Source organism: Petroclostridium sp. X23 (genome assembly GCF_030013905.1).
In the GTDB taxonomy this organism is placed as follows: Bacteria; Bacillota; Clostridia; order SK-Y3; family SK-Y3; genus X23.
In genome coordinates this window covers 3,195,491-3,217,276 of sequence record NZ_CP124862.1, presented here as the reverse complement: position 1 = coordinate 3,217,276, position 21,786 = coordinate 3,195,491, and the positions used below count along the sequence as shown (strand labels likewise).

General features: G+C 32.5%; 20 protein-coding genes and 2 pseudogenes. 7 read left to right on the top strand and 15 right to left on the bottom strand.

The window, feature by feature from the left end:
* Positions 1–529: 529 nt before the first annotated feature.
* The 7 genes from QKW49_RS15255 to QKW49_RS15225 all read right to left on the bottom strand — a co-directional run bounded on the left by QKW49_RS15255 (position 530) and on the right by QKW49_RS15225 (position 5,082).
* On the bottom strand, positions 530–1,108 hold the full coding sequence (locus tag QKW49_RS15255; protein ID WP_282863535.1) for an ATP-binding protein: 579 nt from the start codon (positions 1,106–1,108) through the stop codon (positions 530–532).
* A 433-nt stretch (positions 1,109–1,541) separates the two neighbouring features.
* Complete coding sequence (locus tag QKW49_RS15250; RefSeq protein ID WP_282863534.1) at positions 1,542–2,012, bottom strand: HIRAN domain-containing protein; 471 nt, start codon at positions 2,010–2,012, stop codon at positions 1,542–1,544.
* A 13-nt stretch (positions 2,013–2,025) separates the two neighbouring features.
* Positions 2,026–2,193 carry a hypothetical protein gene (locus QKW49_RS15245; RefSeq protein ID WP_282863533.1) on the bottom strand — a complete coding sequence of 56 codons (168 nt, stop codon included), beginning with the start codon at positions 2,191–2,193 and terminating at the stop codon, positions 2,026–2,028.
* A gap of 178 nt (positions 2,194–2,371) precedes the next feature.
* A complete protein-coding gene (locus QKW49_RS15240) occupies positions 2,372–2,611 on the bottom strand; it encodes a hypothetical protein (RefSeq protein WP_282863532.1) in 240 nt (79 codons plus the stop codon).
* A gap of 17 nt (positions 2,612–2,628) precedes the next feature.
* On the bottom strand, positions 2,629–3,324 hold the full coding sequence (radC, locus tag QKW49_RS15235) for a DNA repair protein RadC (protein WP_282863531.1): 696 nt from the start codon (positions 3,322–3,324) through the stop codon (positions 2,629–2,631).
* A 716-nt stretch (positions 3,325–4,040) separates the two neighbouring features.
* Positions 4,041–4,397 carry a hypothetical protein gene (locus tag QKW49_RS15230; RefSeq protein ID WP_282863530.1) on the bottom strand — a complete coding sequence of 119 codons (357 nt, stop codon included), beginning with the start codon at positions 4,395–4,397 and terminating at the stop codon, positions 4,041–4,043.
* A 106-nt stretch (positions 4,398–4,503) separates the two neighbouring features.
* The gene (locus QKW49_RS15225) at positions 4,504–5,082 is read right to left on the bottom strand and encodes a helix-turn-helix transcriptional regulator (RefSeq protein ID WP_282863529.1); all 579 of its coding nucleotides are present in this window, start codon (positions 5,080–5,082) and stop codon (positions 4,504–4,506) included.
* A gap of 156 nt (positions 5,083–5,238) precedes the next feature.
* On the opposite strand from QKW49_RS15225, the gene QKW49_RS15220 reads away from it, so the two are divergent.
* Positions 5,239–5,676 (top strand): hypothetical protein, encoded by a 438-nt coding sequence (locus QKW49_RS15220; protein ID WP_282863528.1) that lies wholly within the window; start codon positions 5,239–5,241, stop codon positions 5,674–5,676.
* Between the two features lie 169 nt (positions 5,677–5,845).
* Here QKW49_RS15220 and QKW49_RS15215 read toward each other — a convergent pair whose 3' ends face one another.
* From QKW49_RS15215 to QKW49_RS15185, 7 genes are all read right to left on the bottom strand, one after another.
* Positions 5,846–5,995 (bottom strand): hypothetical protein, encoded by a 150-nt coding sequence (locus tag QKW49_RS15215; protein WP_282863527.1) that lies wholly within the window; start codon positions 5,993–5,995, stop codon positions 5,846–5,848.
* Between the two features lie 62 nt (positions 5,996–6,057).
* Positions 6,058–6,336, bottom strand: a complete 279-nt coding sequence (locus QKW49_RS15210) for a hypothetical protein (protein WP_282863526.1) — start codon at positions 6,334–6,336, stop codon at positions 6,058–6,060.
* A 55-nt stretch (positions 6,337–6,391) separates the two neighbouring features.
* On the bottom strand, positions 6,392–6,811 hold the full coding sequence (locus QKW49_RS15205; RefSeq protein ID WP_282863525.1) for a hypothetical protein: 420 nt from the start codon (positions 6,809–6,811) through the stop codon (positions 6,392–6,394).
* A 500-nt stretch (positions 6,812–7,311) separates the two neighbouring features.
* Entirely contained in the window at positions 7,312–7,980 is a 669-nt protein-coding gene (locus tag QKW49_RS15200) for a zinc ribbon domain-containing protein (protein WP_282863524.1), read from the bottom strand.
* A gap of 123 nt (positions 7,981–8,103) precedes the next feature.
* The gene (locus QKW49_RS15195; RefSeq protein ID WP_282863523.1) at positions 8,104–8,532 is read right to left on the bottom strand and encodes a hypothetical protein; all 429 of its coding nucleotides are present in this window, start codon (positions 8,530–8,532) and stop codon (positions 8,104–8,106) included.
* A 724-nt stretch (positions 8,533–9,256) separates the two neighbouring features.
* On the bottom strand, positions 9,257–11,131 hold the full coding sequence (locus QKW49_RS15190) for a DUF5050 domain-containing protein (RefSeq protein ID WP_282863522.1): 1,875 nt from the start codon (positions 11,129–11,131) through the stop codon (positions 9,257–9,259).
* An 86-nt stretch (positions 11,132–11,217) separates the two neighbouring features.
* Entirely contained in the window at positions 11,218–12,903 is a 1,686-nt protein-coding gene (locus QKW49_RS15185) for an S-layer homology domain-containing protein (RefSeq protein WP_282863521.1), read from the bottom strand.
* Between the two features lie 140 nt (positions 12,904–13,043).
* Here QKW49_RS15185 and QKW49_RS15180 point away from each other — a divergent pair, with 140 nt between their 5' ends.
* Positions 13,044–13,370, top strand: a complete 327-nt coding sequence (locus QKW49_RS15180) for a helix-turn-helix transcriptional regulator (RefSeq protein ID WP_282863520.1) — start codon at positions 13,044–13,046, stop codon at positions 13,368–13,370.
* 641 nt (positions 13,371–14,011) lie between these two features.
* Here the strand turns inward: QKW49_RS15180 and QKW49_RS15175 are convergent.
* Positions 14,012–14,167 (bottom strand): annotated as a pseudogene (locus QKW49_RS15175) (transposase); the annotation flags it as partial.
* Positions 14,168–14,480: 313 nt separating this feature from the next.
* On the opposite strand from QKW49_RS15175, the pseudogene QKW49_RS15170 reads away from it, so the two are divergent.
* The 5 genes and pseudogenes from QKW49_RS15170 (at position 14,481) to QKW49_RS15150 (ending at position 21,770) form a co-directional block, all read left to right on the top strand.
* Positions 14,481–14,635 (top strand): annotated as a pseudogene (locus tag QKW49_RS15170) (helix-turn-helix transcriptional regulator).
* Positions 14,636–14,707: 72 nt separating this feature from the next.
* Entirely contained in the window at positions 14,708–16,198 is a 1,491-nt protein-coding gene (locus QKW49_RS15165; RefSeq protein WP_282863519.1) for an ATP-binding protein, read from the top strand.
* 2 nt (positions 16,199–16,200) lie between these two features.
* Entirely contained in the window at positions 16,201–19,032 is a 2,832-nt protein-coding gene (locus QKW49_RS15160) for a Z1 domain-containing protein (protein ID WP_282863518.1), read from the top strand.
* The gene (locus QKW49_RS15155; RefSeq protein ID WP_282863517.1) at positions 19,019–20,017 is read left to right on the top strand and encodes a PD-(D/E)XK motif protein; all 999 of its coding nucleotides are present in this window, start codon (positions 19,019–19,021) and stop codon (positions 20,015–20,017) included. Before QKW49_RS15160 ends, QKW49_RS15155 begins: the two co-directional genes overlap by 14 nt.
* A gap of 1 nt (position 20,018) precedes the next feature.
* Entirely contained in the window at positions 20,019–21,770 is a 1,752-nt protein-coding gene (locus QKW49_RS15150; RefSeq protein ID WP_282863516.1) for an AIPR family protein, read from the top strand.
* The last annotated feature ends 16 nt before the right edge of the window (positions 21,771–21,786 follow it).

The window sequence follows — 21,786 nt, the reverse complement described above, 5'->3', positions numbered from 1 at the left end:
AATATGCCTATCACGCTCCTGATGCGGTTTTATGGCTTGCTGGAGAAAGATTTTTATGAGTTCAATGTTGTTTATATCCTCCCAGATATCTCTGACCTTGTAACCGATGCCAGAATAAGAGATAGCGTCACGATCCTGGTTTATATTTTCTAGACATAAACTATAAGAGAACATACCGTGCAGGTCTTTGACATATACACCCTTATTGTAAAGTTTTGATATTCCATTATTTATGAATATGCCGCCTCAGATTTGACACTTTGACCGCATAGATTGAACAGTGCAATCGTTCCGATTGGACACCCAATTCTGTTTGTAAGAATATGAATCTCAAGATATGAAATATGAGGGCTCTGCCCTCAAACTCCCGAGGTTTAACGCATTAGTTTTCTAAGGTGGCAATATGTATCATATGTTTCATAAACTTCCGAAGAATTGCTGTGTACAGTCATAGCGGGCACGCTGTTCATTTTAAGCGGTTAAGGTGTTCAACTTATAATGGTCAAGGTGTTTTTTCGAAACGTTATATTCAATTTAAAGGGTAAATGCCGTTAGACTGATTTCCGGACAGGCATTGCTCCTTGGAGTAATGGAGGAAATAGTCATGAAGATTATTAATAACCTCAGTGATGGCTTCTATTGTTTCTATTATAACCAGACTGCCATTCATAGGTTGTCCAGTGCAATAAATATCATAAAATAGTACTTGATGACCTTCTGATTCAACTAATTTAGGAACAATTAGCCAATCCATGCTGGCAAGCATGACTTTGATGTTTTTACGGATACAGGTTAGTAGGCTCATTTTAAAACCTTCACCAAACATTCCGATAGTAGAGGAGTCATCTTTTTTGCTCGTAGCTCCGATACGTTTGGCATACACCAGTGGATAACCATCTCCATCATCTTTGATATGGATAGATTTATTATAATTTGTGATTTGGACCTTATCGATATCCATATTTACACAGTCTAAAGCGTTGGATACAAACTCTCGGATGATGTGCCATTCACTCGAGGAGTTATTTTCATATGCAAGAGTAAGATTCACATCAAATTCTTCTTGCCATTTATAAACTAATCCATTAATTGTAATATCATTTATCATAGTAATTCTCCTCTCAAAACATAAGGATTGTTAGATATCTAACAATCCTCGAAGTTAATCTGTACACATAATTATTTTTTTGTGGATAACAGTTGAAATAATAAGCATGTCTGTGGATATCATTGTGTGTGTTGACATACAATCGTTGATATCAAACTTAATCAATATCTACCAGTGCAGAATCCTTATTCAATGAGTATATGCTTGAGTTTATAGCTGTTTATTTATTAATTGGTAAGAGAGATAGGGCATAAAACTACTATCTCTCTTACTGAACTGCCATCTATGGCACTAATATAGATATCTTTGATATTTAATAATTCGTCTTTAAAATTATTGATAGATAAGATATAATTAATCTAGAGAAAAGGTTGGTGGAAGTGGTTTTTCATAACCAAACTTTGTATTGGCTGCTTAGCAATAGGCAGCTTTTTTATATAATCAGAAATCTGAAATTGCAGCCAAGATAACTATTTCGGCCTATGCCTGTAATGCAGTCAAACTTTACAACTGCCATTTTCCCAGCATCTAATAGTGGTGCAAGCTCTGCAGCGAGTTGCTTTGACAAATAACCAATACAGACTTTACCTCTGTTCTGTACACTTGCCCATACCTGTACAGCAGAAGCGTCAGCGGGATTATTTGGTTCTCTTACAAAAGATAAGATTATGTCTTTAGCATCATACATAGATAATCGTTTTAGCAATGTTTGCCGGTTTCCAAAAGTAGTTCCACGTACTTTGGAATAATGATATCTCATATAACTTCGAACTGTATTCCAGGCTATCTTCAAGGCAGTTCCGATACCATAGATAAATATGACTGTTTGTTTCTTAAGATACCATGCTTCTACAAACACAGCACGGGCAATTTTACGTCTTTTAATTTCTTTATCAGACATCATGAATATCCTCCTTTCATTTGAGTTGCTTGATTGAATAGTAATATTTACAGCTGTTCTCCATAAAGCGGTGTAGAATACTGATAACTTTTGTATCATCTTTACTTGACGCAGTATTAAGATAGTTGCAGTTAAATGGATAATAGACACAACTAAAGCATTTGAAATTCTTTTCCTCAAGCATAATAAAACCTCCTATAGACAATTGAGTCGAATGAAGTGATTAATTAACTACATTCCATTGTTGAATGGAATATTAAGAATGTCAGATAAGGATGCCCAATTTCTGGAGGCGTCCTTAAATTGGTTAAGGATGTGATGAAAAGTTGCCAAAATGATATGGCATTCTTTTGGAATTTAGATTACTTTCTTTGATATTTGTAAATAGATGCACCATTATTACTTTCAGATAAAGTGTTTTCTTTCTTCAAATTGGAAATATCTTTATACTTTTGCTTTAAATTTTCAATAACAGCAGCGTCATTTGACTGTAATCTGAGGACAACTTCATTAGATCCTTTCTTATATACAGTGACACATACAAGCTTATTTGTATCATCATAAACTGCCCAATACCGAGCATCATATTTCTCAATCCTCATTGTAAGCACTCTCCTTCCTATATCAATCCTTTTTCGGCAAAACTTATATACTGCCCATCTGCCACTATAACATGGTCGATGATTTTGATATTAATGGGATCTAGGGCCTGTTTAATCTTTTGTGTAACATCAATATCAGCCTTCGATGGAGATTGACTACCACCGGGATGGTTGTGGGAAAGGATAACACTATTTGCCCGGTATGCAAGGGCATGTTCAACAATCAGTCTTGGATACACAGGAGCTTCATTGATGGTGCCTTCATGAACAAGAGTCGCTTTGTTGACCCGGTTTTGAGAGTCAAGACATATAATGTAAAAGCACTCATATACTTTGTCTGTAAATAGTGTAAGTGCAAACTCGCCAGCTTTAATTGAGCTGTTTAAAATTGGCTTCTCTTTATGAGTAGATGTGAGCATACGCTTATGATAAAGATACAGAAGTTCTAGTTTCCTTCGTTGTGCCTTACTCAAGTTCATGGAATTTAGGTATTTCATGAGGTCAAGCATCCCAAAATCGTCAAGAGCTTTCTTTATGATTTCAATGCTGATTCCGGTGAGTAAACTCAATATTTCAGCATCCATTAGTCCATCAACACCATATTCCTCCATACGTTCTTTCAAGATGTAGGAGTAGGATTTCTCAAACTCTTTTACAGCATTGAAATTGGTTTCTATAAGGCATATTTGTCCCTTTACATGAGTTGACTTCATTAGTAATTCCTCCAATCAATTTAATGTTTTGGATTATAGGTTGATACATTGGCTGAAAACGCAATCGTAATGGGTACAGGACTCGCACAAATATGCAGCACAGTCGCCGTTAGAAAATCCATCCCAAGCGGCAATTGGCGTACAAGTCTCAAGAAAGAGAGAGCACTGCCAGCACATAGATATGTCCATAGGTGTGCAATCTTTGTAAAAGCAAGTTTGGCACATGATAAACACCTCCTTTCAATGTGAAAATGACAATAGGAAAAGGGTCAGAAGACTAACCTTCTAACCCTTGTCTACAGATTTTAATTAGCAGTTTTTAGGGATCGAAACAATTACTACTTGGTAACTTCAGAATTAGATTTTTATAAATGAAAGTTCTCCGCAGCATTGCAGAGACATCTGTGTAAGCGACTGATTGATTTACACGAGATGTACTATTCTGGTATCTATACAGCAGTTTTTTGGCTACTGCTACTGCAATGTAATCTTTTGCGTGTTCCAGAATTCTTTGTAATCTATGTTTTATAATAAGTTGCTCAACTTGTTTCTCTGATTTTGAACAAAAAATAAGAAGCAGTTTAATGTCATGCTAAGGACAGGAAATGCTCTTACATTAATTAACGGTATTGCACTGAATTAATAAAGTAAATGTAGTATTAATTTTACCGTAGAAGTATAATTGACACAATCAATTATAAGCTTATTAAGTAAAATTATGAAAATAAAGGTACTGGGGATACGATTGTACTTCTACCATTATTAGTGCATCTAAAAATAAAGTATACGGGTAAATAAGTGTCGTCTATATTATTCTCAGGCACTAGTCCAATATATATGCCAAACAGACCATCACTCACTAATGATTCAGCGATGTCTATAGTTGCGTTTAATGCATTGATTAGCTCTCTAACATATGAAAATTCGCTGCCAAAAAGAAAAGTTTCAAACTCAGATGATATTCCTCTTTTCCACGTCATGATGAGATTGTTAAAATTACTTTCGCCAATTTCATCTTTTACATTTTTTAATACATTATAGTTATCAATAGTATTTGAATCATAAACGTACATAGTAGTTAACCTCCTTTCCTAAAATAATTGTTAGTAATGATTAATATATATGTTACTAATATTTAACATAATGAATTACCAGCAGTAAAACCTATAGTTTTAGCGTTTAGATTTTTAGAATAGATTTTACGGAGGCAGTATATTTCGCTTGTGACATACTTGAGTAATCAACTATATATTGTTTTAATTGATTATGATTGTCATCACTAGTATTCATTCTATGTACTATATTTCCAGCAAAATTTGTAATTATATGTTTAGATATATTTAAAATTTCATTTGCAATCATTGTATATTGCTCTTGATGTTCCTTTTGTAGATTGTTTACGGTTCTATTAATCTCCCTTTCAAATTCCAATGCAATACATGAAATAAAGTCTTTATTATCTAACGGTAGTCTATCATATTCATTGATGCTATTGGGATGAAGGTCTCTAATATTAAGTGGCTTTGAAAATTTCTCTTTTCCCTCAATGCCAGTAACTAATTCATTATCTTCATATATTAGATGATGAATGGGTACATTTAATACTTTTGAAATTTTAAACAGTAACTTCAAATCAACAGAATCTTTGCTTTCGACTCTTGAGATTGCCCCTCTTGTCATATTTAAAGGTTTTGCAATATCATCAAGAGTTTTGTTTTTTCGTAGTCTTATTTCTCTAATTCTGTTACCTACGTTCATAATTATACCTCCTTACTTTTAGTATTACCTAACAAGTTGAAATTTATACAACTAAAACGTATATTTTATTTACAATATAGCAACAATAGATAATGATACGGATGCATTTATTTTATATGTATCGTATAATAATTGTTTATTGCGGAGGGAAACGGAATGAAAAAACGCTCAATTATGAAGAATGTAGCGAAGAAATTCTTTAGTCTTGCTAGAAAGGAGGGAAGAGGCCTATATGCAGAATTCAGTAGATTGCCGAATGAATCGGACAAAGACTATGGAAAAGCAGTCCAGTTAGGAGCTGCGGTTTTTGATACTCTAAGAATATTGAATGAACTAGAGTGCCGATTTTCCAAACATGAGGTTTGTGATTTATTTAATATTGATTATGAAGTAATAGAGCAATGTTATTCTAAAGAATATCAGATTGATCTATTAGATGCACTTTTTGTAAAACAATTATCTGCAGAACCTGAAGTGAAATGTATTAGCCTCTATATGCTTGAAATGTACAGATACAATCAAAATGTGAAGAATGAAATGGATTCCTTTATAAATATGTTGCAGGATTGTACATATAGTGAATATGTTCATTAAATAAAACATAATCCTTATTGGATAGTCCATATAATATGATCAGATAGAAGGATTTTTTGTAGAAAATAGCTTTCTATCTGGGTCGTATCAATATATTCATTTCTCATTAGCTCCTTATCACTCATATTTTTAAAATTGATCATTTTACATGCATAATATCAACGCCTCTCTAAAAATAAACAATGACATGATTTTTATCTGGCAACAATTCATAATACTTTATTTTTATGGTTTTCAATAACAAGGGCAATTCTGTTATATCTTCTATTGATGTTTTAATAATGAGTGAACCTTTTAACTCTTTAATTTCAACAATCATACATTCACTTCCTTAAATAAAATGAGCTGGATAGCGTAGAACCAGCCATCCAGCATTAGTGATTAATAGTCTCCGGGTAATAAAACAGTCACAATGTGGACATCATCAATCATCCAGAACTTTATGCATTCATATGTTAATACTTGAAGATAATCAGCACCGTTATCACTTTTTACACGCTCATTTATAATTCTTTCAAGAGCATTTATTGCAATAATAGTGGCTTGTTTTCCAAATTCTGCAGCGAACCCTGCTGTTATGACCAATTGTGAATCAAATTTGAACAGACCTCCGCACTCTTGAGGAAGCAGGTTCAAGTGTTTTAGGTCAAAGCTATTCATATATGATAACCTCCATTCTTTTGGTATTGGACATAAAGAAAGCCCAACACACTATTCAGCATGTTAGGCTGATCATGGGCAGGAATTTATATTCTTTGTAGTGAAATACTAAAGTAGATGGTTTATAATAGACCTCATGTATGGGTTCAAAAAGAATAGTTAGCAGCTGGGATTCACAATATCCTACATAGGGATTACCGAAGAATAAGGTATGGGCGTTTGAAGCTTCAATATATTGCTTGAGCTCCATATTTACGAATGGATCAACGCTATTATAGATTTTACCATTACAAAGCAAATAAAACGTTAAGTTATTTAAATCAATTTGCTTTTTTACGTCCTTACATCGTAATCGGACATCAAACACGGCATATTTACTTAAGGGGGATGGGTACTCTGCTGGATTCATTAAAGTTACATCAATAGTCAATAATTCATCCGAATATCTTCCGAATGAATACGAACAACAAGTCATAGTTATCAAACTCCTTTCGAATTGTGATGTGATTGTACTAGTACGCAAATAGAACCTAATATCCGTGTGGAATCCAATAATTGAGCATAAAGTCGACCTCCTTTTAGGAATAAAAAATAGGCAGTTTATAACGTCATACCAAGGACGGAAAGCAGCTTAGAATTAGGGAAGGGAATAATAGAGTCGATTGTATAGAACGTGAATATTAGGCGGTTAAAAGTACCCTGGGGCATTAAACGGCGAATCATTTTAGAATATGTAACGGTGGAGCTTTCAGAAAATATATATGAATTTTTACAGCATATTGACTTCCAATTTATTCCTTTATCTATGGGGGAGTGAGGTAGTAGTTTTAAAGATTAAAATGAATGGTTGAATCCAAAAAATATATATGTATAATTTTTTGCATATATACCGCATGAATATTTTTCAAATAACGTAAAAATAAGCACCTACATGAATAACATGTTAAGTGCTTATAAACATAAACTAGTATGATATTACTCCTCAAATTTATAATTACAGAATCTACAGATTTTGGCTTTTGCTTTAACAGTTTCTGCACATTGAGGACATTCTTTCGTATCTTTTGCTTCGTTTGAATAATTACTTATTGCATGTACTTCCTTTTCCAGCAGCTCTTGTTGATTGGTCATATGAGTAAAATATTTTTCTTTTTCTACATTCATATCCTGCTCTTTTTGAAAGATAGTAGCCTTTAGCTCATTTATCTCTCTAGTAAGCTTTTGTATATGAGAAGATAATTTGCGTCTTCTTTCTTCTGCTTCTAGTCTTTCAGTCTGAGCCACACCAAATAAGTATGTAGACTTCTTTTTACATTTAATGCTTAAAAACAGAAGTCCTAGCATAGCAGCAGTTAAAGGAATAATCTCAGGCAGGAATCCCATATTCCTATATACAACCCATAAGGAAAGAAAACATACCACAGAACCAAATAAGCATAGACGTCCGAATAGCTTATAAGTTTTGGCAGAAAGTTCTTCATTATTTCCGGAATATTTAATGGACTCATATTCTTTTACAGTATTATTAAGATACTTTGTTTTATCTTCAAGTTTGTCATTACAATTTTTTAACTCATTTTCCATAACAGAGATTTTAAATTTAAATGCTTCAATTGTATCAACTGTTCTGATGAATTCCTGCATATATACCCCCCATATTATCTTAAAATACACCTATAACAATTGATTAAGATTTGATTGCTGCAGAACATAGTTAGCGCCATAAGATTTTTGTTGTTTTGTATCGATTGCTTATCATCAGTAAATCTATAATAGCTTATATAACCCAACTATTGCTTTCTTAAAATTACCTGTCAACTTCATTTTTTCTACCATTGCTTGAAAACAATGACTGCCTGCAGAATAGTAATTACATAGCATTAAAAATGTTATTCCGGCTACAACATGGACATTGCCGGGGTTATTAGGACTCAGTCCATTTTCTTTTATAATACTATTAGCAATTGCATCATACTTTTGCATAAACACTTGTTTGCTATCACCTATAAATCTATGGGCATGTTTAGCAAGTCTGTCGGCTTCTTCTATAAAGATATTTGCATCATTACTGTTAAGAGAGAAACAATGCATAAGATATTCTCTTAATAGCTTGGTATTTAGTAATGATGGAATGTTCACACTATCATTACGCATTGCAGACATTATCGTGTCCCAATTTTTTTTCATATCGCTCACTTTAAATCTCCCCTTTATTTTTAATTAAAGCTAATGAAATGGATTAGTATATTACCATTAGTAAGGATTTAACATTTACTATATATGAAAGCCGGCCTCCTTTCTTTGCAATGGATCTTGCCCATACTTATTAGATCCATGTGTTCCTCTCTTAAACAATAGAACCAATGTCAAATAAATATTGTAAATAGGAATGAGCAGTAACCAATAGTGTTTACCTGGTCTATCCAAGTCATGTAGCCGTTTAACCGTTTGAAATATCTGAAAAATACCCACAGAAATTAATAGTATCCATACAAGAGTAGTACTTATTGATTCAAGAATTTCTCCACCTACGATAATTACAAGGATACTTATTATGTAATTTAACAAGAAGTACTTTGCTCGATTCATCCTTCCTTTCATAGAAAAAAGTGCTGAAGAAGTATTAATTCTGTCAATATATCCACTGTTTGAATTCGCAGCACAAAAATGTGTTTCTCCAACTAGTTTTGAACCACATTTTGAACAGAAAGTGGCTGAATTAGAATTATCTTGGCCACAATTAGTACAAGATTTTACAAGAGATGTTCCGCAGATTGAGCAGAATTTAGATGCATGGTCGTGCTCCTGACCACATTTAGCACATGTTATCATGTTGTAACCTCACCTTTCTATACAGAATTTGATTATTTATATGTATATCTGTGTCAATAATAAATCTAAGGATTTTACTGAATATAGCTTATTTAATAGCTTGGTTATCGCTGCCATCAGATTTTATTTTATATAGTTTATAATTGTCACTGCCGTTAATATAATAAATCCAATTGTCTACCACATTGATTGATTCTGAATAATCGTTATTTAACTTAGCACGATTGCTACCGTTAATATCAGCTTTATAAAGAGTATAGTTGTCACTAGCATTAACATAATAAATCCAATTATCTGATACATTTATAGATTCGACGATATCATTACTTAACTTTATTTTATTAGAGCCATCTGTTTGTGCCTTATAGAGTTTATTACTGTCACTCTCATTAATATAATAAATCCACCCATCATTTACATTAAGGTACTTTGCACTATCGTCAATTAACCTAATACGCTTGCTACCATCCGTTTTCATTTTATATGATTTGTTCTCATCATCTGTATTCGTATAATAAATCCATTCTTCAATAATATTGATGTACTGAATATTTCCATCACCCAGGTCGATAGGTAGCTCTGTATTACCCAGTTCTCCTTTTCTAAGTGTGTCGCCTTCAATGCCGTAGTATGTACTGTTTACTATAGAAAAATAACGTGGAGCTTTATTATTTATTTCGGTTCTATTAGAACCGTCAGTCTTCATCATATAAAAAGCAGAGTTACCTCTTCTGCCGGAATAGGCTGTATAGTAAATCCAGTCCCCTGCCACATTTATAAATTCCGCCCAATCATCGCTTAACTTAACTCTATTCGTCCCATCAATCCTTTCTTTGTAGAGTCCCTCTCCATCACTGCAGTAATAAATCCAATCCCCCTGTTTTGCAACTAATCCATTATTCATTATATTCCCAGGAGTATTTCCGGTTTGGGTATTAGCTGTGACTTCTAATTCCTGAACACCTAATTGAAGTGAAAGATCTTCTGATTGTTTTCGTGTAGAGTCTTTATCTACAGCTTGCTGTTCATTTCCTTCTGATAAAAAAAGTACTGTATCTATCCAGGATTCCAGTTGTTTTTGCTTATTAGGAAATGTCAATACATTCTTGCTATGAATGTCCAAAAACGCTTTATCGGACTTTATTTTATTTACCTTCCACCTTCCACTCATTTCTTTAATAGCCCCATAATTCCTAAGGATACGATAAGTGCCTCCGAGTATTTGATTACCACTAGATAGATTCCCTATAAGTTCAATATAAGTATTTCCAGCATCCTCTAGAGTTGTTGATAATTTAATAATAGTTTCATGTGTACTAATTTCAATCTTTTTAGATCTAAAGCCTTCCAAAAAAGTGTCAGAGTAGAAGGTAAGCGTTTCATCATCATTTATCACAAACACAAAAGGGAATTCTATAGGATTATTTTTGTTTGTCAATACGGAAGTACTACACTCTTCAAGCTCTTTTTCATTTAATTCAATTTTTTCAATAGCCCGTATTCCAGCCCAATACCCCTTAAGGTTATTAGTCAACTTGTTCATTTCTCTTGCTTTGCGTTGTTCTGGTGAAGTTATAAATATACTACGGTTGGTATCGTTATAACCCAGCTTGTCTACTACAAGTACAAAGATAGTTGCCAGGATAATACTTACTACTACAACAACACCAGCAATAATTACCATAGAATCAATAATACGGTTATTTGTTATTGAGATTTTACTTCTAAGATTTGGTAGTTGTTTGCTGGTACTAGCTGTTTGAGGTGCGTTTAATAGCTCTATGTGGCTTTCATTATGCTGTTGAGCTGATTCATCATCTGCAAGGGTTTTACTATTTGGATCTTGCTGACTGGTACTTGCCGAACCTTCTAGAATATCCAGCAGTTGAATGCCACATCTAGTACAGAATTTATATGAATCAGGATTGGACTCACCACAGATACTGCATATTTTTGAACTCATGTTTATGTCTCCTTTGCTGCGATTACTGCTTTAGAGCAGATATTAATATAATGGTTTTTAAGAATAATGAGCGAATAAGAGTAGATTTATCTAATATTCAGCTTTTCTGTATATTGCCAATATTTTTTCAATAATTTCGGCCTTGTAAAGACAGAAACATCTGATTCTGTAGCAACAGATATTTCTTCTCCAAAGTTATATACAGCTATTTTGTTATTATCCGTTTCTTTAAGATAGAACATGGTAGGGTCTACCTTGTAGTTAAGCCCCTCATCCTTTGCTATTTTTTCAAAGAAACCAAAGGTAGTATAGAATTGTTCCTTAAAGACTTGCTTTCCAAGATGTTTTGCAGCAAGATTATATTCAAATACAGTAATATGCCGTTCTTTCACCGTACTCTTTAAATCTTCCAGCAAAAAGTACGCGGTATTACTTTTAAAGTTACTCATTATTAATCTTGGATGTACAGCTTTAGCTGCATAATTATAGAGAGTTTCGTAAGTATAGGCTTCTCCGTTATCAAATGCTTCAGCATCTTCACTAAACTCTGACTTAAATACTGCATCATATCTATCACCTGCCGGACAATACGCTTCAATCAGCCCCTCTTGATTAAACGTATTGTATGAAAGAACAACTGTATAGGGCATACCTACCTTTATAGCCTGGTTTTTATAGCTTGAGGTATCATCCGGGTCTCCCTGATCCACTTTAAACACTAATCCAACAGCGTAGATCATTGTATTTCCATTCACATCTGCATTTGCCAGATCAGTTATTATAAGAGTCTTGGCAAGTTCTTTATTAAAGGTAAATTTCTCACCTGTGTATTCTAAATACGAAAAGTTACATACTGCTTTATCGTCTCTATATAGTACGGCTCCTTTCATATAATACCGTTTCCCGTCAACGGTCGTATAAACCTTAGAATTATCATAGTATTGCGTTTCTTGATTGCTTGATTCTCCTGAATTTATAGCCTCATCTTGTATAACTTGTTGGTCGGAGGTAGCCGGAGCACCAGATGGAGGGATATTCTTAGCTTGTTCTTTATGCTCTTTGATAGGCTCAACATCTAGTGGTTCTAAATCATCATTATAAATAAATGCCCTCCAGAGTATTGCAGCAGCTTCTGCACGAGTAACAGAGGCTGTAGGCTTAAAGGAACCATCAGGAAATCCTGACATCAAGCCATTCTTTACTGCTATAGTAACATACTCTCTCGAAGCTTCTGGTATAAACTCATAGTCAATAAACATATCTTGGATAAGACTTTTATCTGAAAGACTCGTATCATATCCTTTTATTTTAACAATTGCAGTAGCAACATCTACTCGTTGGATATCCATCTTAGGAAGATATGTGCTAATCTCATCATCAATTTTGTAGCCTTCAAGATAGTCTTTTGAAGCCTCTATATAGGGGCAGTACCAATCTGTAGTTTGTACATCTACAAATGAAGAAGAGGCGACTTTCTTAGGTTGAAGTCCTGCTGCACTAACAATAAGCTTTGCAAATTCCCCTCTTGAGATAACATCATTTGGTTTAAAAGTACCATCAGCGTATCCGGTAATAATATTTCTTCTAACCATTTCAGAGACAGAATGAAAAGCCCAATGGTCTATACCAAGATCACTAAAAACTATGGTAGGTGATGAGGTGTTCTCTGAGTAATTAGAGTTATTGTTACCAGGGGTAGCGGCATATGTAATACTTACTGAATTTAATAGCAGAAGAGCAATAATTACTATACTGCAAAATCTTTTGTCCATAAATTTGACCTCCTGTTTTTACGACATCTTTTTCCATAATTGTATTTCTATTTTATATTACATAAACTATAATTACAATATGTAATTATAGTTTATGTAAATTTTTATTATAACCTGTTAGATTATAGTCAGGTGATAATATGGATTATAGTGTGAATTATAAAAAGCTAGGTAAGAGAATTAAAGAAGAACGGCTGAAGAGCAAGATGACACAAGAAGAACTTGCCGAAAAAATAGCCCTATCTTCAGTTTATATCAGTCATATGGAATGTGGAACAGCAAAACCAAGTCTTGAAACCTTGGTGAAGGTTTGCAACGCTTTAGATGTGACAATTGACTATGTGCTAATGGACTCTCTCCATCAAGCTAAGGAATATATACATGATGAGATAGCAGGACTCATTAAGGATTGTTCAGATGAACAGTTACGTGTGATTGCACGGCTTATAAAAGCTTATATTCAATAAAATTAGTATATAACGCATTAAAGTTTTTACATTGGTAAATGGTTTTGAGGTAGAGTATGTGTCCTTCAGAGACGCGCCCAAACCCACTTTGTTCAAACAGTGGACGGTCTCTTATGGAAACATACACCACCCCAAACCTACTGTTACTGTAATTTCTTTAATGCGTTATATAGATAGAAATAATATATTATAAATCTGCGTTTAATATAATCAGAAAAATAGGCCGTTCCTAGCATTCATCATGTTTTTATCTATACTCATCAATATATTATACTTTCATAATTTTCCAAAAACAATTTGTATAGCCTTTTTAATTATTAACATCATAATTACATTTTTTGTAAATTATCATATACATTTTTCATTAACAATAAAAAGTACTTCAACCGAAAGTTAAGAAATAACTCTTTATTAAAACCTTCATTAAGGATTCATAGGACTTATGAGATATTTTTTATGAAACATAGAATAAACAAGAAAAGATTAGACTACTTATGTTCGATTTATTAGAGAAATAGTTAATAATAGTATTCGCATATGAATCAAGTATTGAATTCCTCTTTTTTCTTATTATAACATTTTTACATAATATGTAAGGAAGCCTGTTTTATATTCTCTTTAGGATTATAAAGGGTGTATTTATTCCATGGAAACGCACTTTCCCCATATTCTTCATATTCACTTATCCAGCGGTATAGGCTATTGAAGTGGATAGATAATTCTTTCTCCACTTTAGAAACGGATATATTATCTTCAGAGACTAATTTTACTGTAGACATCTTTAAATTAACAGTCATAACTTCTTGTACTCATAAACGGTCACTTTTTTCTCTTAACTTAGTGTCCAGTTTATTATTAAAACTGCTTACTATAAGGGGAGTATATCATAAACTATGTACTTTATTTTCCTAAACTATTTAAAATAATGTGAATTTTAACTTTGCGTTCAAATAATTGGATAATGGAAGACATTAGTTATATATGATATACTATTATCACGTGGTGCAATGCATATGTGAGAATAATCAAAAAGCATATTTAAAAGCTTTATGGAGGATTTCAATGAGAATAAGTTATAAAAAACTATAGAAATTACTAATTGATCGTGACATGATTAAAAAGATTTACGTGAAAAGGCTCAAATTAGTTCTGCTTCTATAGCAAAACTTTGGCGTAATGAAAATTTCAATACAGAAATGTTAGTGAAAATCTGTAATGCCTTAGAATATGACGTATCAGATATTATGGAACAGGTAGACAAGTGAGTACTGATCAAGGGATTAATTTAAAGTTATAGTAAAGTCACGAAACGCAAGTTAAAAGGTGGAGATAGTTAAATGAGTGCAATAACAGAATTTGAGTCATTGCCAAATGCAAAAATGCTATTGGCTTCTTTAAGATCGGTAGGATATACTGAAGAAACTGCAATTGCGGATATTATTGATAACAGCATTTCGGCGGACGCTTCAAAAATTAAAATGTTTTTTGATTGGGATGAAAAGAGAATATTAATTGCTGATAATGGTAAAGGAATGTCAAAAGAAGAACTTCTGGAATCTATGAAAATTGGTTCTACTGATCCCAATGATTATCGTAGTGAAAAAGATTTAGGTCGATTTGGAATGGGTATGAAAACGGCTTCGTTTTCGCTAGCTAAGAAGTTATTAGTAATAACAAAAAATGGAGACTGCTACTATAATGCAGAATGGGATTTGGAATATGTTGAGAATGAAGATAAATGGAATATTCTGATAAAAAACGAGTCGGAAATAAAAGAATTGATTGAAGATACCAAAGATAAGCTGGCTTTTGATGAATATGATACAGGGACTTTAATTGTTATTAGTAATCTAGATAGAATGATTGACTCAAATAATATACAAAAATCTAAAGATAGATTTTATAAAACAATCAAGAAAGTAAAGAGACATCTATCTATGATTTTTCATAGATTTATGGAAGAAGATGATTTGGAAATATATGTTAATAGTAATTTTTTAACTCCTTGGAACCCATATGTAAGATATAATGTTGCAACACAAGAATTGCTTGTGGAAGAATGTTTTGATGGTAAGCGCCAGGTGATAATTGAACCATATATACTTCCTCATAAAACAAAATTTGCTAACGAAGATGAATTTGGACTGGCATCAGGTCCAAAAGGTTGGCTAAACCATCAAGGATTTTATGTATATAGAAATAGACGGTTAATTGTTTATGGAACTTGGTTTGGAAAATTTAGGAAAGAACCAGCCTATAATTTGGCTAGAATTAAGTTGGACATGTATTCAGATAGCGATTTTGAATGGGGAATTGATATAAAAAAATCTAAGGCTATTCCACCAGTTGGAATAGAAGAGACTATAACACAAATTGCATATTTGGCGATAGAAAGGTCTGTTGCTGTTTATAATTCTAGAGGAACTTATAATAAGAAAAATGCAGATAGCAATGCGAGCCTGAAATATGTATGGGAGCAAAGAAAAAATGCATGTGGTAATTATATGTTTTATTTAAATAAAAAACATCCAATGTTAATGAGAATCATGCAGGAGATTAGCCAGGAATTAAGAGCGGAGTTGAAAACTTATTTATCATTAATTGAAAACTATTCGCCATCTATGTTGAGTGGAGTTATTGACAATGGAAATTTACGGATAGCTGTGGATGAAGATCAAGAACAAAAAGATATTCTTTTAATAAAGGAAAAAATAGCTATACTGAAAAAATTGCATTATGAAAATGAAGAGATATATGATGTTTTAACTGAATCGCCAGAGTATGCGTATTTAAAAGAAAAACTAATGGGCATTGTCGAGGAGGCATAAGAGTGGACGATAACAAAGAACTTGAAATGTACCAAATAGCTTATATGCTATGCGATAAAAAAATAAAAAAATCTTTTTTAGAAGATGCAAATGAAGCAATTAAAAATGCAATACACGATACCGTAGAAAGATTTAAAGAAGAAGTTGATAATATAGAGGGTTTAATTGCTTATTTAAATGAACGAATAAGTATAGAAAGAGAAGAGGAAGATCCAGTTATATTGCTTGGTGAAGATGCTGAAAATGATACATGGTGGAAAGAGTTTAGAAAGGAAAATGATCCCAAATTAAAGTTTTGGCAAAGATATTTTAAATATTTATACGAGAATAAGCATTGGGAAAGAAGTGCCATAAAAAAAAGTATTGATAACACAACAGACACATTGTTAAATTCAATAGCTAATCCGCAGGCAGGTATAGCAATTGAAAGAAGAGCTATGGTGGTTGGTTATGTTCAATCGGGTAAAACAGCTAATTACATAGGATTAATTAATAAAGCGCTTGATGCAGGATATAAATATATAATAGTTTTAGCAGGCCTTCACAACAATCTTCGTAGCCAAACACAGTCGAGAATTGATGAGGAAGTATTGGGTTACGAAACAGATTCAGCAGCTAGGCAGAAACAAAGAGAACGAGCAGAAAAGAATAAAATTGGGGTAGGTATGCTTATAAATGCAGGTTTTGTTCAAACCTTAACATTTAGAGATGAAAAAGGTGATTTTTCAAAGGCAAGATCTGGGATATCAACATCCCCAGATGTTTCTACCATTATCGTAACAAAGAAAACAAAATCTACACTTACTAATCTTATTGAAAATATAGAGAGTAATAGTGAAATATCTGAAGATTCAGAAACTAGTAGACTGTATATGCGTGCAAAGTATCCATTATTACTTATTGATGATGAAGCCGATCAAGCATCAGTTAATACAGGATATGATTATGATGAGAACGGAAATGTTACTGATGAGTATGATGTAAAAACTATTAATAAGTTAATTAGGTCTTTATTGAACCATTTTGACTGTAAGTCATATGTGGGATATACTGCAACTCCGTATGCTAATATATTTATCCCCAATGACATAGAACACGATGAATTAGGAAATGATTTATTTCCAGCTGATTGTATTATAAGTCTTCCGAAACCATACAGGTATATTGGAGCAAATGAATTTTTTGGATATGGAAGTGGGGATGATTATATTGAGCCAATGCCATTAACTAGAAAAATTAAAGAGATAAACTTTATTGATGTAAGGAATAAGAAGGTTGGAGAGTTACCTATAAGCTTGAGGGAAGCAATACTTTGCTTTATTATTACAGTTGCAATTCGAAATTGTAGAGGCGATAAATATAAGCCTAATACTATGTTAATTCATGTAGCTCGTATTAAGAATATGCATGCATCGTTGCAAAGAAAGGTCAAAGAATATTTTGATGTTTTGCAAAGTATGATTATTGATAGAGATACAGAGACAATAAAAGAAATTGGAAGAATTTGGGATGAGGATTATTTACCGACGACATGTAAGATGAATAAGAAATTTTCCAAATATATGGAAGGTGTTGAAGATGTTGAGTTTAAAAAAGTCTTTTCTGAAATAGTACGCTTAATGGATGAGGATAAGGTAAAAATACATGTGATCAATGGTGATAGCAAGGACGTTTTATGCTATAAAGAAAATGAGGGGAAAGAATATAATGTTATTGCAATTGGTGGAGATAAATTTTCAAGAGGGTTAACACTGGAAGGGTTATCTATTAGCTATTTTACGCGTGAATCTAAATATTACGATTCATTAATGCAGATGGGAAGGTGGTTTGGATTTAGGCATAAATATGCTGATTTATGTAGAGTGTATATACCTAATACTCTATATAACTGGTTTGCAAGAATAGCATTTGCTACAGATAATCTGCGGGATCAAATAGCGTATATGTGTGAAGAAAATGCGAAGCCCAAGGATTTTGGATTGAGAGTTGCTACACATCCCGATTTAAAAATATCAAGTCCGAAAAAAGTTAAATCAGGAAATATTCAAAAGCTTGATTTTAGTAATACGTTAACTGTAACAAGAGATATTGATGTTGACTCGTTACAGTATGAGAAAAATTTTAAGGCAGTTGAAAACTTATTGTTGTCAGCAGGTAAAATGTATACGTCAGAAGAACATTTTTTAAGATTAAATAGAGAAACAATGAGCAACAATCATTATTTCTGGGAAAATGTATCGGGAGCTTTAGTAGCAGAATTTTTCGAGCAATATCAAACATCTAAATATGCAAGTAAAGTGAATGGACATAATATTTCTTTATACATTAAAGAACAGATGAAAGATAATTTATTAATTGACTGGACAGTTTGCTTAATTAATGTAGGAAAGGCTCATCCAGGGATTGATATTGCTGGGGTGAAGATAGGACATGGGATTATTAGAACTGGTCAAAATAGTGTAGTTCCTTTTCCGGAAGATAACCCTAAAGTATGTTCAATCCATATGTTAAAGTCCAAAAGGCATGAATATTTTGGATTAAATAGTGTTGATTATAAGAAAGCATTGAGCGTTGAAAAAAAATCTGAAAAAGGAAATGAAGCAACAGTAGCTGCAAACATTAGGTCAAAAATGGACCCTAAACATGCTTTATTATTAATTTATCCTATAAATTTTAGAGATGAAAATTCAGAAACTAGATATTTCAAGATTTCAGGAATTGATCATAAGACTCCATTAGGATTGGTAGTTGTTTTTCCTAAGGGTAATGGGAAATCAATATCATACCAACTTAATCCTGTAGCAACAAGGGAGGAAGATTATGCTTTTGACTAATATTTTTGAAGATATTTCTCAAGACTTTGATAAACTGCAATATCAAAATGCAAAAGTATTGTCTAGGCGTTTTGTATTTCAAAACGGCTGTGCCATATTAGTTAATCTTCATAAAGAAAGTAAATTGGGAGAAGTCGGATATCTTTTACCAGATTCTTATAATATAACTGAGTTAAAAGAAATGCCAAAATGGAAAGGTATGGAACAAAGAATAAGTACAATCGCAGAGAATGGTAATAGCAAACAATATTTATTTTTTTCCCAGCTTCAAGGTTATGAACCACGTATTTTTTTAATATTAATGCAGGATATAATTGATATAATTGATGAATGCGAAGACTTTAGTAAACTTGTATTGAGTATGCGTTTAGTACTAAATAAGTGGAATAGCTTTTTTCAAGATAAAAAAGAGCTTGTATTATCAGAAAATAAGCAACAAGGGCTATATGGTGAATTGTATGTATTAGAAAAACTTATTGCTTTAAAAGGTAATGGGGCGCTGAAATGTTGGACAGGGTTTAATGCTGAGGCACATGATTTTTACATAAAATCAAATGCATTAGAAGTAAAGAGTTCTAGTGCAAAAGGCCCTGATAACATATCTATAAGTAGTGAATATCAATTAGATGATAGTGGATTGTTAGGAAGACTTTTTTTAATATATTTAAAGCTTAAGAAAAGTACTCAGGATGGTGAAACTCTACCAGTAATAGTAGAGCGTATTGTTAGTAGGTTAGGCATAACGGATAAGACAGATTTGATTGATAAATTATTTAAAGTTGGTTACATATATCAATTTCCTGAATTATACAATTTCCACTTTGTGCTGAGAGATGAAAGTTGTTATGAGGTTAAAGAAGGATTCCCTAGAATCATACCTAAGACATTAAGTAAAGGTATCGGATGCGTAGATTACGTAGTAAGTCTAGATGCATGTAGTCAATATCAAATTGCAATAGAATCATTTTACAAGGAGGTGAAATAAAATGATAACAGAGCAAATGAAACAGTTTAATGAAGAACTGTTAGAGGAGATTAGAGAATACAAAGAGGCTGCTAAATGTGGAACAGAAGATGCTTTTACGAATGTTTTTGCCTCATATGTAATTGATGCAGGTGAATCGTTTATGGCTAATTGCAATATTCTAAGTTATAAAAAGGATTTTGAAAAAGCAAAAGTAAATGGATATGTATATGATGAATATTTTCAAACATTAACGCTTCTTGTTAGTGTATTTGAAAATCGAGTTGAAGTATCACGCATGGGTAAGGGAGATATAATTAAATACTTGAGACAAGCAACTAAGTTTTATAGGATGTGCAAATTAGGGTATTTCGATGATGTTGAAGAAATTGACCCAGGATATATTATTTGTGACTATATAAAGCAGTATGAAAGAAGTATAGAGAATTTAAAGATTATTCTTTTGACTAATAAGGAGACAGCACCAGATATACCACAAAGTATAAAAATTGATAATATATCAGTTAAGTTTGATGTTTGGGATTTAGAGCGGTTATGTCAATATTTGTATCAGAAAAAAACACATGAGGACTTAGTTATTAGATTTCAAAATAAATATAATTACCCATTAAAGATGATAAAGGTTAAGCCAGATAATAGTATATATGATTGTTATATTGGAGTAATTTCAGGTCAGTGTTTGGCAGAAATATATCGTGATGAAGGCCAAAAACTTATTGAGAAAAATGTTAGATCTTATTTACAAGCAACAGGTAAGATTAATAAAGGACTTAAAAGTACCTTAGCCAATGAATCAGAAATGTTTATGACATATAATAACGGAATATCAACAACTGCAAAAAGTATTTTGATTGATGAAGAAACGAGTGATGACACATTTGTTACAATTAATGAGATTGTTGATTGGCAAATAGTTAATGGTGGACAAACAACTGCTTCAATTTATAATGCCCTTCAGTCTAATATCGATATTAGTAATGTAAATGTTCAAATGAAGTTGACAGTCATCAGAAATCAGGACAAAGCTGAAGAAATGATAGGATATATTTCAAAATATGCTAACAGCCAAAATAAGATAAATATGTCTGACTTTAGTGCAAATGATTCATATCATATAGAGATGGAACGGCTTTCAAGAAAAATATATGTACCATCAGAAGAAGGAAAATCAACTTTAAGATGGTATTATGAGAGAGCTAGAGGTCAGTATATGGTTGATGTTAACAGACAGCCAACACCAGCAACTAAGAAAAAGTTTAAAGAGCAAAATCCAAAATCTATGTGTATATCAAAAACGGTAGCTGCAAAATGTATTATGGCGTGGATGAAATATCCGGACATTGTAAGTAAGGGCTTGGAGACTAATTTTATTGAATTCTCATCTATGATTAGAAAAAGAGATATAGACAAGCCTAAAGAAGAAGCATATATTAGTATGATTTCAAAGGTTATACTATTTAAAGAATGCGATAAAATAGTTTCAAAACAAAATTTTGGTGGATACAAGGCTCAATTAAATTATTATACAATAGCACTCTTATCAGAATTTTATCATGATAAAGTTGACGATAATGAGATATGGAAAAGACAAGCAATTACACCAGAGTTAGCAGTACTACTTGAGGATTTGGTGTTTAAAGTTTGGAATCATTTTATGAATCCAGAAGTCAAAGGTATTAATATAACACAATGGTGTAAAAAAGTAGATTGTTGGAATCTCCTAAAGACAAGATATAAGAACAAGTTAATATAATTACAAAATAGAAGAG

Bases quoted from the DNA above. Each gene is read 5' to 3' on its own strand.
- QKW49_RS15205 (WP_282863525.1), bottom strand. From the start codon at position 6,811: ATGACTTGTTGTTCGTATTCATTCGGAAGATATTCGGATGAATTATTG.
- QKW49_RS15165 (WP_282863519.1), top strand. From the start codon at position 14,708: ATGAGTGCAATAACAGAATTTGAGTCATTGCCAAATGCAAAAATGCTA.
- QKW49_RS15255 (WP_282863535.1), bottom strand. From the start codon at position 1,108: ATGATAAATGATATTACAATTAATGGATTAGTTTATAAATGGCAAGAA.
- QKW49_RS15240 (WP_282863532.1), bottom strand. From the start codon at position 2,611: ATGAGGATTGAGAAATATGATGCTCGGTATTGGGCAGTTTATGATGAT.
- QKW49_RS15220 (WP_282863528.1), top strand. From the start codon at position 5,239: ATGAAAAAACGCTCAATTATGAAGAATGTAGCGAAGAAATTCTTTAGT.
- QKW49_RS15210 (WP_282863526.1), bottom strand. From the start codon at position 6,336: ATGAATAGCTTTGACCTAAAACACTTGAACCTGCTTCCTCAAGAGTGC.
- radC (WP_282863531.1), bottom strand. From the start codon at position 3,324: ATGAAGTCAACTCATGTAAAGGGACAAATATGCCTTATAGAAACCAAT.
- QKW49_RS15185 (WP_282863521.1), bottom strand. From the start codon at position 12,903: ATGGACAAAAGATTTTGCAGTATAGTAATTATTGCTCTTCTGCTATTA.
- QKW49_RS15250 (WP_282863534.1), bottom strand. From the start codon at position 2,012: ATGATGTCTGATAAAGAAATTAAAAGACGTAAAATTGCCCGTGCTGTG.
- QKW49_RS15225 (WP_282863529.1), bottom strand. From the start codon at position 5,082: ATGAACGTAGGTAACAGAATTAGAGAAATAAGACTACGAAAAAACAAA.
- QKW49_RS15200 (WP_282863524.1), bottom strand. From the start codon at position 7,980: ATGCAGGAATTCATCAGAACAGTTGATACAATTGAAGCATTTAAATTT.
- QKW49_RS15180 (WP_282863520.1), top strand. From the start codon at position 13,044: ATGGATTATAGTGTGAATTATAAAAAGCTAGGTAAGAGAATTAAAGAA.
- QKW49_RS15150 (WP_282863516.1), top strand. From the start codon at position 20,019: ATGATAACAGAGCAAATGAAACAGTTTAATGAAGAACTGTTAGAGGAG.
- QKW49_RS15190 (WP_282863522.1), bottom strand. From the start codon at position 11,131: ATGAGTTCAAAAATATGCAGTATCTGTGGTGAGTCCAATCCTGATTCA.
- QKW49_RS15215 (WP_282863527.1), bottom strand. From the start codon at position 5,995: ATGATTGTTGAAATTAAAGAGTTAAAAGGTTCACTCATTATTAAAACA.
- QKW49_RS15245 (WP_282863533.1), bottom strand. From the start codon at position 2,193: ATGCTTGAGGAAAAGAATTTCAAATGCTTTAGTTGTGTCTATTATCCA.
- QKW49_RS15230 (WP_282863530.1), bottom strand. From the start codon at position 4,397: ATGTACGTTTATGATTCAAATACTATTGATAACTATAATGTATTAAAA.
- QKW49_RS15155 (WP_282863517.1), top strand. From the start codon at position 19,019: ATGCTTTTGACTAATATTTTTGAAGATATTTCTCAAGACTTTGATAAA.